The 15466-nt window shown below is 66.5% G+C and carries 12 protein-coding genes; 9 read left to right on the top strand and 3 right to left on the bottom strand.

Going from position 1 to position 15466, the window contains the following annotated elements:
- Window positions 1-440: 440 nt before the first annotated feature.
- From AAG813_RS12690 to AAG813_RS12675, 4 genes are all read left to right on the top strand, one after another.
- On the top strand, window positions 441-2969 hold the full coding sequence (locus AAG813_RS12690; protein ID WP_341915754.1) for a DUF1631 family protein: 2529 nt from the start codon (window positions 441-443) through the stop codon (window positions 2967-2969).
- Between the two features lie 183 nt (window positions 2970-3152).
- Window positions 3153-3905, top strand: a complete 753-nt coding sequence (locus tag AAG813_RS12685) for a YoaK family protein (RefSeq protein ID WP_341915751.1) — start codon at window positions 3153-3155, stop codon at window positions 3903-3905.
- Window positions 3902-4672 (top strand): fused MFS/spermidine synthase, encoded by a 771-nt coding sequence (locus tag AAG813_RS12680; protein WP_341915747.1) that lies wholly within the window; start codon window positions 3902-3904, stop codon window positions 4670-4672. Before AAG813_RS12685 ends, AAG813_RS12680 begins: the two co-directional genes overlap by 4 nt.
- A 100-nt stretch (window positions 4673-4772) precedes the next feature.
- Window positions 4773-5051, top strand: a complete 279-nt coding sequence (locus tag AAG813_RS12675) for a hypothetical protein (RefSeq protein ID WP_341915743.1) — start codon at window positions 4773-4775, stop codon at window positions 5049-5051.
- A gap of 98 nt (window positions 5052-5149) precedes the next feature.
- Here the strand turns inward: AAG813_RS12675 and AAG813_RS12670 are convergent, their stop codons facing one another.
- Window positions 5150-6388, bottom strand: a complete 1239-nt coding sequence (locus tag AAG813_RS12670) for a putative zinc-binding metallopeptidase (RefSeq protein WP_341915740.1) — start codon at window positions 6386-6388, stop codon at window positions 5150-5152.
- 216 nt (window positions 6389-6604) lie between these two features.
- Here AAG813_RS12670 and AAG813_RS12665 point away from each other — a divergent pair, with 216 nt between their 5' ends.
- From AAG813_RS12665 to AAG813_RS12645, 5 genes are all read left to right on the top strand, one after another.
- A complete protein-coding gene (locus AAG813_RS12665) occupies window positions 6605-6796 on the top strand; it encodes a 4-oxalocrotonate tautomerase (protein WP_341915736.1) in 192 nt (63 codons plus the stop codon).
- A gap of 37 nt (window positions 6797-6833) precedes the next feature.
- Complete coding sequence (locus AAG813_RS12660) at window positions 6834-8303, top strand: MFS transporter (protein ID WP_341915733.1); 1470 nt, start codon at window positions 6834-6836, stop codon at window positions 8301-8303.
- A gap of 3 nt (window positions 8304-8306) precedes the next feature.
- Entirely contained in the window at window positions 8307-9101 is a 795-nt protein-coding gene (locus tag AAG813_RS12655; RefSeq protein ID WP_341915730.1) for a class II glutamine amidotransferase, read from the top strand.
- Between the two features lie 152 nt (window positions 9102-9253).
- Window positions 9254-11458: a TonB-dependent siderophore receptor gene (locus AAG813_RS12650; protein ID WP_341915727.1), complete on the top strand. Its 2205-nt coding sequence runs from the start codon at window positions 9254-9256 to the stop codon at window positions 11456-11458.
- Between the two features lie 16 nt (window positions 11459-11474).
- Window positions 11475-12716 (top strand): PepSY-associated TM helix domain-containing protein, encoded by a 1242-nt coding sequence (locus AAG813_RS12645; RefSeq protein WP_341915723.1) that lies wholly within the window; start codon window positions 11475-11477, stop codon window positions 12714-12716.
- A gap of 59 nt (window positions 12717-12775) precedes the next feature.
- Here the strand turns inward: AAG813_RS12645 and gshB are convergent, their stop codons facing one another.
- The gene (gene gshB / locus AAG813_RS12640; RefSeq protein ID WP_341915718.1) at window positions 12776-13717 is read right to left on the bottom strand and encodes a glutathione synthase; all 942 of its coding nucleotides are present in this window, start codon (window positions 13715-13717) and stop codon (window positions 12776-12778) included.
- A 35-nt stretch (window positions 13718-13752) separates the two neighbouring features.
- On the bottom strand, window positions 13753-14952 hold the full coding sequence (locus AAG813_RS12635; RefSeq protein WP_341915716.1) for a benzoate/H(+) symporter BenE family transporter: 1200 nt from the start codon (window positions 14950-14952) through the stop codon (window positions 13753-13755).
- Between the last annotated feature and the right edge of the window lie 514 nt (window positions 14953-15466).

Raw genomic sequence — 15466 nt, 5'->3', positions numbered from 1 at the left:
CCCTTGCAAAGCCACCACAAACTGCAACGGTTTGTGGTGGCTTTGGCCGTTGCGGTCTGGCCACGCAGAAACGGGGTGCACCGGCCAGTCAGCGGCAGCACCCGCACCGGTCGCCCTGATTCGCTATGCAAACCATAGCTGAAGGCGCCCGTTCCTGTTGGGCGCATGCCGGATTTGCCTGCACACCCCCATCGCCTGGTCGATCCGCGCAAAAAAAGCCGCCCCGAGGCGCGAGCGGCTGCGGCCGCGCCGCCGGAATGTAAGCAGTCTCTGTTTACTGCGCAGTTAGTTAGAAATCGTTACAAGATACTTCGGGATTTCCAGCAGCATTGCGCCAGTTCAGCCCACACTTCGGGGTCGGGTGAACCGGGATTTTTCCCCCACCCATGACTTGACCGCTCCTCAGGCCCTCTCCTCTCTTAGCCACATCGCCCTCCACCATGGCATCGCAAGCCGACGTCTTACTCCGCTGTCTGCAGGAGGCTGCCAAAGCCGCCAAGCCGGCGCTTGAACGTTGTATCGACCACGCGGTAGCAGCGCTGCAGCTGGCAGAGGCGCAAAGCCTGAAAGCCAACGAGCGCGACGACCTGGCACTGGCCTGGCGCGAACTGCTGCGCCACCGCGACGGCTGGTGTGCGCGCTACCCCGGGGCCCTGCTGACCGCCTTCCACCAGCCCGCAACGCCGGCTACGCAGCCCGTCGCGACGCGCGCCCCGGTGCATGCGCTGGCGGGTGCCGACATGTTCTCGCTGATTGACGACACCGAGGTCGAGCAAGGCATCGAGTCCGCGCGGCTGCAGCAGCAGGTCGCACCCATGGTCGAGCAGGTGCTGGCGGAACTCGACGGCCTGATGAGTTCGGCGCAGGGGCTGGTCAACGTCCGCGCGCAGGCCAACCCGGTGCGGCCCGAGGTGTATGCGCAGACGCTGCGCACCCTGCTGCTGGACGCGCCGGTCGCGCCCACGATCAGCACGCTGTGGATCAAACACCTTGGCGAGCCCTTGGGGCGCGAACTCAAACGCATCTACGAACGCCTGATCAATGTGCTGGAACTGGCCCAGGTGCGGGCCGCCAGCTACCGGGTGTTGCAGACGCCCGCCAGCACCGGCCAGAAGCCCGGCAGTACCGCCGCCGGCCCGGGCGCGCCAGGCGGCCCGGTCGGCATCGGCTACGCCTCGGACGAACCCTTCACCCGGGCGCCGTCGCAGTACGCGGACCTGTCCAACCACGACGTCAAGGATGCGCTGTTCCAGGACTTCCTGTTTCGCGGCGGCAGCAACGCCGACCACGGGCTGGCACCCGCCTATTACGCCACCATTGAAGAAGAACTGATCGCGCTGAAGGGCACACCCGATTCGGCACAGGCGGCGCTGCAGCCCGAGCCCGCCGCCCCCGATGCTGGCGATGAAGCCCGCAGCTACCGCGGCACCCGCAGCGACCCGCGCCGCCCGGCGCTGCCGGCGCAGGACGCCGACGAGGAACCGCACAACCCGTCGCGCATCGTGGACGTGCTGAGCCAGCTCAGCTCGCAGGTCTGGGGTGTTTACGGCCGCGCCCGCGAACGCGCGCTGGTGCGCACGCAGCTCAGGAAAGACGCCACCCGTGTCGGCCAGGTGCTGGGCATGGAGGTGGTGAAAAAGCTGGTCAACCAGGTCGCGCAGGACCCGCGCCTGCTGGTGCCGGTGCGCGAGGCGATTGTGGCGCTGGAGCCTTCGCTGCTGCGCCTGGCCATGGTGGACTCGCGCTTTTTCAGCGAGGAAAACCACCCCGCGCGCCGGCTGATGGAACGGGTGGCGCAACGCAGCTTCAAGTACCACGACGAACACAGCCCAGCCTTCGACATTTTTTTCCACTCGCTGACCGAGGCCTTCAACGGGCTCAACGCCCTCGAGATCGAGGATGCCCGGCCCTTCGGCGCTGCGCTGGCCGAACTGCAGGCGCTGTGGGACGAGCAGGACCGGCACGAGCGCGACCTGCGCGGCACCATGCGCCAGACCATGCAGTTTGCCGAAGAGCGGCAGGCGCAGGCCGACCAGATTGCCCTGGACATGAGCCTGCGCGCCGACCTCGACCAGGTGCCCGGGGTGGTGCTGGACTTCCTGTTCGGGCCCTGGGCGCTGGTGATGGCGCACGCCCGGCTGACCGACACCGCGCGCCAGATCGACCCCCAGGGTTACGGCTCGCTGGTGACCGACCTGCTCTGGAGTGTCAAGCGCCAGGCCACGCTCAAGCGCCCGGGCAAACTCATCGCGATGATTCCCGGCCTGCTCGGCAAGCTGCATGCGGGCCTGGCATCGCTGGGGCTGGACCCGGGCGAGACCGAGGCGTTTTTCGACGCCATGGAAAGGCTGCACCGCCCGGTGCTCAAGCTGCGCCGCGTGCGCAGCCGCCGCGATGCGGTCGAATCGGACAGCGCCCCGCTGGAAGTGGGCATGGGGGAAACCGACCTGAGCGACCTGAGCGACCTTCTGCCTGCCACCCCCGAGCAGCGCAAGGCCAAGGCCGCCGGCCAGCCCTGGCTGGCGCCGCAGGAACTCGACCAGGCCGGCTTCGAAGACACCCTGCCGTCCGGGCCGGCGGCACTGGGCGCCACGCCGGAGCCGCAAGACAACACGCCGGCCTCCAAAGCGCCCGACAGCGGCGCAGCTGACACCCCGTCAGACGCCGCCGGCGACAGTGCGCGCCAGCCCGCAGACATCCTGATGGGCCTGCGCGAAGGCAGCTGGGTGGACATCTACTCCCGGCGCCACTGGCTGCGCGCGCAGCTGATCTGGGCCAGCACCCGCGGCACCCTGTTCATGTTCGTCAGCCACGGCGGCCAGCCCCATTCGATGACCAAACGCAGTTGCGAACGCCTGATCAGGGACAAGCTGATGCGCCCCGTCGATACACACGGCGTGGTGGCCCAGGCGCTGGACCACCTCGTCAAGGAAGCCGCGCCGGTGGATCCGCCAGGCCGTGCCGCCTAGCGCCGGCGGGCCGGTCGCTCCCGGGTCTCATTTCCGGAACGCTATAAATTCAATAGCGTCTTGCGCCCGTCAGTTGAGGGCCGGAAGCCGGTTTCGTCAAAAATCTTGCGGGCGCCGCCGGGACGACCGGTTCCCCGCACCATAATGTCCACTGTCATGCTTCTTGCATGGCAGAGGTTCATCTTGTTCAAATTTCTGCTTCGACTCACCGCCAGGGAACGCACGCGCCGCAGCAACCGGCAGTTTGGCGGCATCCTGGCGTTTGTGGCCGGGGCCATCAATGCCGGCGGCTTTCTCGCCGTGCAGCGCTACACCTCGCACATGACGGGCATCGTCTCGTCCATCGCCGACGACCTGGTGGTCGGCAGCATCGGCCTGGCGCTGGCCGGTCTGGTGAGCCTGGCCGCGTTTATCGGCGGGGCCATCACGACCACCTTGCTCATCAGCTGGGCGCGGCGGCAGGAACTGCGCAGCAAGTACGCGCTGGCCCTGCTGCTGGAGGCGGTGCTGCTGCTGCTGTTCGGCCTGGTGGGTGCCAACCTGAAATCGTTCGCCACCCTGCTGGTGCCGACGGCGGTGCTGCTGCTGTGTTTCATCATGGGCCTGCAAAACGCCATCATCACCAAGATCTCGCACGCCGAGATCCGCACCACCCACATGACCGGGGTCATCACCGACCTGGGCATCGAGCTGGGGCGGCTGATCTACTGGAACCAGTCGAAAAAGGCCAACAGCATCCAGTTCGTCGAGGCCAACACCGACAAGCTGTTCATCCACGCCACCCTGCTCGGGCTGTTTTTCTCGGGCGGGATTTTTGGCGCCGTCGCCTTCAAGGCCATGGGCTTCAGTGCCACGCTGCCGATCGCCCTGCTGCTGGTGGCGATGGCCCTGCCGGCCGTCGTGCTGGACCTGCGCAAGATCGCGAGGTCGCTGTGACCACGGCGCCCGGCGATTTTCAGTCGCTGCAGTACACCGTGCCCTTTGTGCGGGAAGACGGCGCGTCGAAGTCGCTGCATTTCACGCTGGGCGAGCTGCAAAGCCGCATGCTGACGCACCAGCCCTGGCGGCTGGACCTGGACTACACCCGGACCATGATGGGTTTCCTGCTGTTCCAGCCCGCGCCGACGCACATCGGCATGATCGGCCTCGGGGGCGGCTCGCTGGCCAAATTCTGCCACCGGCAGTTGCCGGCCTCGCGCATGACCGTGCTCGAGATCAATCCGCATGTGATCGCCCTGCGGCGCGAGTTCCAGATTCCCGACGACGACGAACGGTTTGTCGTGATCGCCGCCGACGGCGCGCTTTACCTGCAGGCGGCAGCGCCGGTTTTCGATGTGCTGCTGGTCGATGGTTTCGACCAGGACGGCCAGCCCGCTGCGCTGTGCTCCCAGCGTTTTTATGACGACTGCTTTGCCGCCCTGGGCGAGGACGGTGTGCTGGCGGTCAACCTGCACCACGACCACCCCGACTACCCGGTGCTGGCCGGCCGCATCCAGCGCAGCTTCGGCGGCAACGCGGTCGAAGTCATGGCTGCGGAAAAAAGCAATGCGGTCGTGTTTGCCTCCCGCGGCCCGGCGATTTCACCGCGCCGCCTGAGCCTGGCCAGAAGCCTGGCTGGCCTGGACGACGCGGCGCGCCTGCAGCTCAAAGCCGAACTGGGGCGCATCGCCTGGGAAATGAAAGACCTCGCCGGGGAAGCTTAGGGGGCCGGGCCGCCGACGGCAGCGCGCGCCCCTGTCCGACGCCCGCTGCATGGCGCGCGCAGGCACACTGGGAGTTTCCCGACGCACACGAAGGATCAGGATGAGCCAGAAAACCAATTTTTCGTTTGAGATCCACTACCCGGCCGACACGCACGCACCCGAGGCGCAACGCACGCAGCTGATGGCCTCGCTGGGCCCGACGCTGCAGGCGCTGTTTGCCGTGGACGACAGCGCGGCCACGGTGGCCGTCAGCGACAGCCACAAGGGCAGCGGCCACAAGATGGTCGAGCTGGTGACCAGCTTGCAGGACATGCAGATTGCCGGCATCCTGAAGGCGTTTTCCGAACAACACGGCCTGTCCGTGCAGGCGCTCGAATAGCTGCCTCGGGCCGCATCGGCCAGCCTGGCTGATCAGTCCACCGCTATCAAATCAGGAGCTGCCTTCGCCCGCGGATAGTGGGCTGAGGCCGCTTTTGATCATGACTGGCGTTGCTGCTGGCCTGGGGCCTGCGCCTGTCCATGGCCTGCCCCGTCACGGACGGAAATCACCACCAGGTGGATGAAATGCAACTTGGCCACCACTTCGCGCGGCAACACAAAGGGGTAAAAGTCAGGCTGCCCCATGGCGCGCGACATTTCGTTGAGCAGGGTGGTCAGCCGTGTCCACTGGTTCAGGAAGTCCAGGAAGACCTGCGCGCCCGGGTGCTCCGGCTCGTACAAGGCATCCAGCGTGAAGGGCGTGAACTCCAGCTGGGCGCTTTCGGCCGACAGGCCAAAACTCAGGGCCGTATCGACGGTATCGCGCATGTGCAGGTAGTGGGCCCAGCACTCGGCCCAGTCTTCCCAGGGATGCACGCTGGCGTAGGCACTCACATAGTGCAGCGGCCAGTCCGGCCGCGGCCCCTGCTGGTAATTGGTCTGCAGGCTGGCCAGATAATCCTGGCTTTCGTCGCCGAACAGCGTCCGGAAACCGGATTGCCAGGAGGTGCCGGCGACCAGGCGGTCCCAGTAGTAGTGACCGACCTCATGGCGTAAGTGGCCCAGCAAGGTGCGGTAAGGCTCATGCATGGCCTTGCGTGTGGCCTCGCGCGTGGCGTCGTCGGCTTCGTTGAGGTTCAGGGTGATCAGGCCGGTGTCGTGCCCGGTCATGATGTGTGGGCCGAAATCGGGTGAACGCAGGAAGTCGAACATCAGGCCGTGTTCGCTGTCCTCACTCGCCCGCGATGCCACCGGCAGGCCCAGCACCAACAGAGCCGACACCAGGCGCCGCTTGGCCAGCTCGATCTTGCCCCACAGCTCGCCGTTGTCCGGGTGCGCCGGGTCGTTCAGGTCGGGAATCGTGCGGTTGAGGCGGCAGGCCTGGCACAGCAGCGGCTGCGGCTGGTCAGGGGTGACCGGCACCAGCCAGTTGCAGGCCGCCGGGGTCTGCAGGTTGGCGCAGCGCAGGTACACCGCCGCCGGGGTGTCTGGCTGCGCGGCACCGTCCGGTCCCGCCTCACTGCCACCCTCGGGCTGCCAGGCGACCCAGGTGTCGGGCTGCTCGCCCGGCATCAGGGGCAGGAGGCTGGCCTGCGCCGGGTCGTAACCCAGCGCCGTGCCGCAGGCCAGGCAGGTGCTGTTCCTGAAAAACACGGGACAGCCGCACTGGCAGTGGTAGGCACGGCCGGCCAGACGCGGCAGATGGGCGGGGGCGGAGGAAGGGCTGTCGTTGAACAAGGGAATTTCTCAAGGCGCCTGACGCGGGAAACAAGGGCAATAGCCCGTGCCGGCAGGGCCGGTGGGCCGTTTCCTTTGGAGTTTCCCATGGTTGGTGCGTCGCCCGGGCACCCGGCCGCCTTGTTCTTCTGTCAGTCTTTGCCGACAAAAAAATGGCATGCGTCCGCCGGGCTTTTATCATCAGGGCACCGGTTCACATCAATTCAAAGGAAACCCATGCCCACCTACCACGTCGAAATGATGGAAGGCCGCACCATCGAGCAGAAGAAAAAGCTGGTTGCCGAGATCACCCGGGTCAGTGTCGAGATCCTGGGCGGCGCGCCCGATTCGGTGGATGTGATCATCACCGACATCAAGCGCGAGAACTGGTCCACCGGCGGCAAGCTCTGGTCCGAACCGCGCGACTGATGCCGTTTCGTTGCGCCGCGACAGAACAAGGCCGGTCGTGAGCGGCCCTTCCACGCTGGACGAGATGCAGGCGCGTTACGGCGCGCGTTACCGCTGGTTGCTGCTGCTGTCGGTGATGATCGGCACGATGGCCTCCATCATGTCCTCGACCATCGTCAACGTGGCGATTCCCGACATGAGCCAGCACTTCACCCTGGGCCAGGAGCGGGCCCAATGGGTCACCTCGGGTTTCATGGTGGCGATGACGGTCTCCATGCTGACCACGCCCTGGCTGCTGGCGCGTTACGGCTACCGCAGCACCTATGTGGGCACCATGCTGCTGCTGCTGGCCGGCGGCATCGGCGGCGGCTTTGCCAACAGCTTCGCGCTGGTGCTGGGCGCGCGCGTGGCCGAGGGCCTGGCGGCCGGCGTGGTGCAGCCGATTCCGGCCATCATCATCATGCGGGCTTTTGCGCCGAACGAACAGGGACGCGCCAGCGGTATCTTCGGCATGGGTGTGGTGCTGGCACCGGCCATCGGCCCCAGCCTCGGTGGCGTGCTGGTCGACCTGTTTGGCTGGCGTTCGATTTTTTTCATGGTGATCCCGTTTTGCCTGGCCTCGCTGTGGATGGCCTACCGCTATGTGCCGGTCACCGCCCCGGGCGGCGTCGCGCCGAACCGCAAGGGCGCGACCCTGGACTGGCGCGGCCTGCTGCTGGGCGGCGTCGGCACCCTCTGCCTGCTCAACGGCATGGTGGCCCTGCATGGCGGCTCGGTGCTGCAAGCGGCCTTGCTGCTGGGCGGCGCGGCGCTGGCGCTGGTGGCCTTTCTGGCCTGGCAGCGACGCATGACGAGCACCGGGCGCGAGCCGCTGATGAACCTGGCGCTGTTCGGTTACCGGACGTTCGCAATGGGCAGCATCGTGGCCTTCATCTACGGCACGGCGCTGTTCGGCTCCACCTACCTGCTGCCTGTCTACATGCAGCTCGGACTGGGCCTGTCGGCCTCTTATGTCGGCACCATCCTGCTGCCGGCCGGATTTGTGCTGGCGGTCACGATTGCGCTGGTGGGCCGGCTGGCCGACCGCCACCCGACCTGGCTGCTGGTGAGCACCGGGCTGGCGCTGCTGGCGCTGTCGTTTGCGCTGATGCTGACCGTGACGCTGACCAGCGCCATCTGGGTGCTGGTGCTCTGGGCCATCCTGGGCCGCATCGGGCTGGGTTTCATTTTGCCGTCGCTCAATCTCGGCTCCTTGCGGGCGCTGGACCGCAGCCTGATTTCACAAGGCTCGAGCGCCATCAACTTCGTGCGCATGCTGGGCGGCGCCATCGGCGTGAGCCTGTGCGGCATCGTGCTGGAATGGCGGCTCGCGGCGCATGGCGACTCGCTGACGCAGGCAGCGACCAGCCCGGCGCGGCTGGCGGCGTTCAACGAGTCCTTCATGATGCTGGCGGCACTGTGCGCACTGGCGCTGGTGGCGGCCTGGCGCTTGCGCGAAGTGCCACCTGCTTCGTCCAGGGGGTCCTGAATCATGTGCCAGCTCCTCGGAATGAACTGCAACACGCCGACCGACGTGACCTTCAGCTTCAGCGGTTTTGCGCAACGCGGGGGCAACACCGGCGAACACACGGACGGCTGGGGCATTGCCTTTTTTGAAGGCAACGGCGACCTCGGCAGCGACGGCAGTGACAAGGGCCTGCGCCATTTTGTCGACCACCAGTCGGCCTGCGCCTCGCCGGTGGCCGAACTGATCAGGCGTTACCCGATCAAAAGCCGAAACGTGATTGCCCACATCCGCAAGGCCACGCAGGGCCGGGTCGCGCTGGAAAACTGCCACCCCTTCGTGCGTGAACTGTGGGGCCGCTACTGGGTGTTCGCGCACAACGGCGACCTGAAGGATTTTTCACCGCGCCTGCACGGCAGCTTCCGGCCGGTGGGCACGACCGACAGCGAACGCGCGTTCTGCTGGATCATGCAGGAGCTGGCCAAATCACACGCCGGTGTGCCCAGCGTGGGCGAGCTGACCCTGACCCTGCGCGAACTGGCCGCGCAGATTGCGCCCCACGGCACCTTCAACTTTCTGCTCGGCAACGGCCAGGCCTTGTGGGCCCATGCCTCGACCAGCCTGTATTACGTCGAACGCAAACACCCGTTTGCGCACGCCACGCTCAGCGATGAAGACCTCAGCGTGAACTTTGCGGAACACACGCAGCCCACCGACCGGGTCGCGGTGGTGGTGACGGCGCCGCTGACCACCAATGAACACTGGGTCGCCTTCGCGCCGGGCGAGCTCAAGGTTTTCGAAGGCGGCGCCCTGCGCGCCTGACCACCCACGGCCGGCAGCAGCCGGTCGCCACCGCCGCCGTTGCACCCGGGCCACAACCCCGGCGATATGTCCGCCCGAAACCGGGTCCGGGCTGGAAAGGCGACAACATTAAGTAATAATAATCATTCTCATTAACATTTGTAAAAATCACCATGCTGTCCTCCCGCTTTGCCCTCACCCCTGTCGCGGTCGCCACCGCCCTGGTCCTCTGGCTTCCGCCGGCCTTCGCCCAAGGGCCGGCGGCGACACCCCCGGTGGCGACGCTGGGCACCGTGACCGTCAACGCCAGCGCTGACGCGTCGGCCGAGGGTCTGACCAAGCCGTTCGCCGGCGGCCAGGTGGCACGCGGCGGGCGTGTCGGCATCCTGGGCAACCAGGACGTCATGGAAACGCCGTTTTCCAGCACCAGCTACACCAATGAGCTGATCCAGGACCAGCAGGCCAAAAGCGTGGCCGACGTGCTGCTCAACGACCCCTCGGTGCGGCAGGCGCGCGGCTTCGGCAACTTCCAGGAGGTCTACATCGTGCGCGGCTTCCCGGTGTACTCGGACGACGTGGCCTACAACGGCCTGTACGGCATGTTGCCGCGCCAGTACATCGCAGCGGAATTCCTGGAGCGCGTGGAAGTCTTCCGCGGCGCCAACAGCTTTCTGAACGGCGCCGCGCCCGGCGGCAGCGGCCTGGGCGGCAGCATCAACCTGTTGCCCAAGCGCGCCCCGAACGAGCCCCTGACCCGCATCGGTTTTGGGGTGCAAAGCGGCGGCCAGGCGTCGGTCTCCACCGACATCGCGCGCCGCTTCGGCCCGGACCAGAGCACCGGCATCCGCCTGAACGCGGTGCGCCGCGACGGCGGCACCGGCGTGGACAATGAAAAAGTGGACCTGACGGCCGTTGGCCTTGGCCTGGACTGGCGCAGCAGCAGGGCGCGCATCTCGGCCGACATCGGTTACCAGGACTACCAACTGACGGGTGGCCGCCCCAGCGTGACGCCGGCCGCCACTCTGCCGATTCCGGACGCACCCGATGCCAAGAGCAACTTTGCCCAGCCCTGGACGTATTCCAAAGAGCGGGACACCTTCGCCACGGTGCGCGGCGAACTCGACTTCACCGACAACCTGACCGGCTGGGTCGCCGGCGGCGTGCGCAGCAGCAAAGAGGCCAATGTGCTGGCCAACCCGACCCTGACCAATGCGGCCGGCGCCACCACCACCACGCGCTTCGACAACACCCGCGAAGACAGCATCAGCACTGCCGAGATCGGTCTGCGCGGAAAATTCCACACCGGCAGCGTGGGCCACACCGTGGTCGCTTCGGCCGCCGCTTATGACAACGAGCGCCGCAATGCCTACGGTTTTGCCAACTTCGCCGGCTTTGCCAACAACATCTACAGCCCGACCACGGTCACCGCACCACCGGCCAATTTCTTCACCGGCGGGCGGCTCGACAACCCCCTGGTCCAGGCGAACACCAGAACTTCCAGTGTGGCTATTGCCGACACGCTGTCCTTTGCGCAGGACACGGTCTTGCTGACCCTCGGTGCACGCAACCAGGAGATCGAGCAGATTACCTACAACTACAACACCGGCGTGCAGGACAGCCAGTACAAGGCCAGCCGCACGACACCGATCGCCGGTCTGGTCGTCAAGGTCAACAAAAACCTGTCCGTCTACGGCAACTACATCGAAGGCCTGGTGCCCGGCGCGGTCGCGCCGCTGACCTCCGGCGGCCTGCCGGTGACCAACGCGGGCGCGGTGTTCGTACCCTTCCATTCGAAACAAAAGGAAGTCGGCGTCAAGTACGACGGCGGCAGCTTCGGCGCCAGCGTGGCCGCGTTCTCGACCAACCGGCCGCTGGCCTTCGTGCAGAACCAGACCTACGGCACCTTCGGCGAGCAGCGCAACCAGGGCCTGGAGTTCTCGGTGTATGGCGAGCCCGTGCGCGGCCTGCGCCTGCTGGGCGGACTGACCCTGCTCAACGCGGAACAGACCAGAACCCAGGGCGGCCTGACCGATGGCAAGGACGCCATCGGCGTGCCCCGGCAGCAGTGGAACATCGGCGCCGAATGGGAGGTGCCGGGCGTGCGGGGTCTCGCATTCAATGCACGGCTGTTGCACACCAGCAAGCAGTACGCCAATGCGGCCAACACCCAGGTGGTGCCGGCCTGGAGCCGCGTGGACGTCGGCGCGCGTTACATGACGGACATCGGCAACGGCCGTGCCCTCACCTGGCGCGCCCGCATCGACAACCTGGCCAACAAGTCCTACTGGGCCTCGGCCGGCGGCAGCACACCCAGCGACAACTACCTCGTGCTCGGCGCACCGCGCACCCTGGTCGTGAGCGCATCCCTCGACTTCTGAAGCGCGCCTGATCACGATGCGGGCCTTCTGGACGCTGATCCACCGCTGGGCCGGCCTGACGGTCGCGCTGTTCCTCATCGTCGCCGGCCTGACCGGCGCGGTGACCTCCTGGGACCACGAACTCGACGAGTGGCTCAATGCCGACATCATGACCACGCCGGGTCGCGGTCCGCTGCGCGACCCGCTGGCACTCGTCGCCGTGGTGGAGGCGGCGGACCCGCGCGTGCAGGTCAGCTACATCCCGCTGGCGCTGGAGGAAGGCCATGCCGCCTCCTTCCTGGTGCGCCCGCTGGCCGACCCGGCCACCGGCAAGCCTCACGCGCCCGATTACAACAACGTGTTTGTCGACCCGGTCACCGCGCAGATCACCGGCCGGCGCGATTCGCAGGCGGTGTCATTGTCGCGGCGCAGCCTGATGCCCTTTCTGCGCACGGTGCACTACAGCCTGCACATGCCGGCCTTCTGGGGCACGGACCGCTGGGGCTACTGGCTGATGGGCGGGGTGGCGCTGGTCTGGCTGCTTGACAGTTTTGTGGCGTTGTACCTGACGACGCCGCGCCGGCTCAAGCAGCGCAGCGACACCGCGCCCGCGCACCGCACGCCGGCCAGCTGGTGGCAACGCTGGAAACCGTCCTGGCTGCTGCGCTGGAAGGCGGGCGGCTACAAGCTCAACTTCGACATCCACCGCGCCGGCGGCCTCTGGGTCTGGGGCGTGATCATCGTGCTGGCCTTCACCTCGTTTTCACTGAACCTCTACCGCGAGGTGTTCTACCCGCTGATGTCGCTGGTGTCGACAACCACGCCGGGGCCTTACGAAACCCGGACGCCCACCCCCTTCGGCAGCTACGTGCCGCCGACCGTGGGTTTTGCCGAAGCGGTCAAGGTCGCGACGCTGGAGTCGGTACGGCGCGGCTACGAATACCCGCCCAGCGGCATCTACTACGGCGGGGATTTTGCGTTTTACAACGTGTCCTTCTTCGACCCGGCCGATGAAAGCGGTGCCATGGGCATGGGCCTGTCCAACCTCTACATCGACGCGAAGGATGGCAGCGTCCTCGGCGAGTACCGGCCCTGGAAAGGCACGGCCGCCGACGTCTTCGTGCAGCTGCAGCTGCCGCTGCACTCGGGCCGCCTGCTGGGGCTGCCGGGCCGCATCCTGATGTCCTTCATGGGCGTGATGGTGGCGCTGCTGTCGGTCACTGGCCTGGTGATCTGGGCGCGCAAGCGCCACGCGCGCCGGCTCGCCGCCCGCCCCTGAACGCTATCGATTCAGGAGCTATTGGCGCCCGTCCTTCCTTGGCTAAAGGGCTTTTTGATTCAGATAGCAGCTTCGAGAGCATCGACAAACATCGCCGCCACATCAAAACCGGTCTGGTCGAAAATTTCCTGGAAGCAGGTCGGGCTGGTGACATTGATCTCGGTCACGCAATCACCGATCACGTCGACACCGGCCAGCAGCAGGCCGCGGCTGTGCAGGATGGGGCCCAGCGCCTCGGCGATCTCGCGGTCACGCGCCGACAAAGGCAGCGCCACGCCCAAGCCACCGGCCGCCAGATTGCCGCGCACCTCGCTGCCCTGCGGGATGCGCGCCAGGCTGTGCGGCACCGGCCGGCCGCCGATGATCAGCACGCGTTTGTCGCCCTTGACGATCTCGGGCAGGAATTTCTGCACCATCAGGCTCTGTGCGCCGTGGCGGTTCAGCGTTTCGGTGATGGAGCCCAGGTTCAGCCCGTCGGGGCCGACGCGGAAGATGCCCATGCCGCCCATGCCGTCGAGCGGCTTGAGGATGATGTCCTGGTGTTCGGCGTGGAAACGTTTGATGTCCTCGGGGTCGCGCGTCACCAGCGTCGGGCCGATGAACTGCGGGAACTCCATGATGGCGAGTTTTTCCGGGTGGTCGCGCAGCGCGCGCGGCTTGTTGAAGACCCGGGCACCGTCGCGCTCGGCCTGCTCCAGCAGGTGGGTGGCGTAGAAATACTCGCTGTCAAACGGCGGGTCCTTGCGCATCAGGATGGCGTCGAACGCCTTCAGCGCCACCTGGCGCGTGCCGCGCTCACTGAACCAGTCCTTCGCGTCGCCAGTCAGCGTGATGTCGCGCACATGGGCCATCACGGGGGCGCCGCGCTGCCACATCAGGTCCTGCTGCTCGCAGGCGCTGATGTTGTGGCCGCGCCGCTGCGCCTCGCGCATCATCGCGAAGGTGGTGTCCTTGTAGATCTTGAAAGAAGCCAGCGGGTCGGCAATGAAGAGAATGTTCATGAACGGGGTCCATCGGTAAAAGAGGTGGTGACTGCTCAGGCAGTGCGCTGCCGGTATTGTTGTACAAATAGCGCAATCGCGCCGGCCACCACGCCCCAGAAGGCCGAACCGATGCCGGCCAGGGTCACGCCCGACAGCGTGACCAGAAAAGTGATCAGCGCGGCCTCGCGGTGCGACTCGTCGCGCACCGCCAGCGCCAGGCCGCTGCCAATCGTGCCCAGCAAGGCGAGCCCGGCAATCGCCACCACCAGTTCCTTGGGGAACGCCGTGAGCAGGCCCGTCACGGCAGCGCCGAAAATGCCGATCACGACATAGATCGCGCCGCAAGCCACGGCCGCGGTGTAACGCTTGCGCGGATCCTCGTGCGCTTCGGGGCCCATGCAGATGGCGGCCGTGATGGCGCTGAGGTTCAGCGCAAAGGCGCCGAAAGGCGCCAGCACCAGCGTCGCCAGGCCCGTCAGCGTGATGACCTTGGACACCGGGATGCCGCCGTCCGGCGCGTCGGGCCCGTAACCGGCCGCGCGTATCGCCGCCACGCCCGGCAGGTTCTGCGAGGCCATGGTCACCACGAACAGCGGCAGCGCCAGGCTAACGATGGCCGCCAGCGTGAACTGTGGCGCGACAAACACCGGCAACGCAAACGAAAAGTTCATGGCCGTCCAGGCCATCTCGCCGCGTGCAGCCACAAACACGATGGCGCCAAACAAGGTCAGAACCACCGCATACCTTGGCATGAAACGTCTGCCGACCAGGTAAATCGCCAGCATCAGCAGCACCAGCGGCAAGGCCGTCTGAGCCGCGGCAAACGCCTGCAAGCCAAAACGCGCCAGCACCCCGGCCAGCAGCGCCGACGCAATCGCCAGCGGAATGCGGTTCATGACTTTCTCGAACCAGCCAGTCACGCCAAACAGCGTGATCAGCGCGGCGCTGACCATGAAGGCCGCCACCGCCTCGCCCATCGAGAAGCCGCCGGCCAGCCCCGCTGTCGCCAGCACCGCCGCCCCCGGCGTGGACCAGGCCACCATGACCGGCTTTTTCAGCCACAGCGAAGGAATCGCCGAACACAGCCCCATGCCCCAGCCCAGCGCCCACATCCAGGAACTGATCTGTTCCGGCGTGGCGTGGAAGGCCTGCGCCGCCTGGAAAACGATGGCGACCGAACTCGTGAAGCCGACCAGCACGGCCACGAAGCCTGCGGTGAACGCGGAGAGGTTGAGGTCTCGAAAAAATTGCATTGGAGAGATTTTGGCAGGGTTGCGCAAAAATCCATGAGACGTCACGCTGCGCCTGCGGTTTGCCTTGGACAGTAGGCGCAACTCCCCACTCCCACCCCTAACCCCTCCCTCGCCCCGCTGGGCGATGGAGGGGGACTTCATTTGGCCGCGTGTGCTGCGCTCGCGTGCAAACATGCCGGCCGCTTGAGACCGACAGGACGCGCTTCGCGCGTCCTGTCTCCCCGAATTGGTATTGGCTTCCGATCCACAAAACCCGTCGGGCTGGGCCGAGGAGCACAGCCGAAAGCGGATCAGGGCGAGCGATTGTCTGAGCGTAGCGAGTTCGAGCTCGACCCCGCTTTCGGCGAGCACCGCAGGTTGCCCGCAGCGAAGCGAAGGGACCCAGACCATCGGGTCGCCTTTCTTTTGGGTACTTTTCTTTGGCGAAGCAAAGAAAAGTGCCTCGCCCGCCGGGGCGAGTCCCGGCCAGCAGGCATACCCAGCGGCACGAGCAAACCAACATGGATCCCGGATC

This window comes from Polaromonas sp. YR568 (genome assembly GCF_943371715.1).
GTDB lineage: Bacteria > Pseudomonadota > Gammaproteobacteria > Burkholderiales > Burkholderiaceae_C > Polaromonas.
The sequence above is the reverse complement of the archived record's forward strand: the minus strand, read 5'-3'. Positions and strand labels throughout refer to the sequence as shown.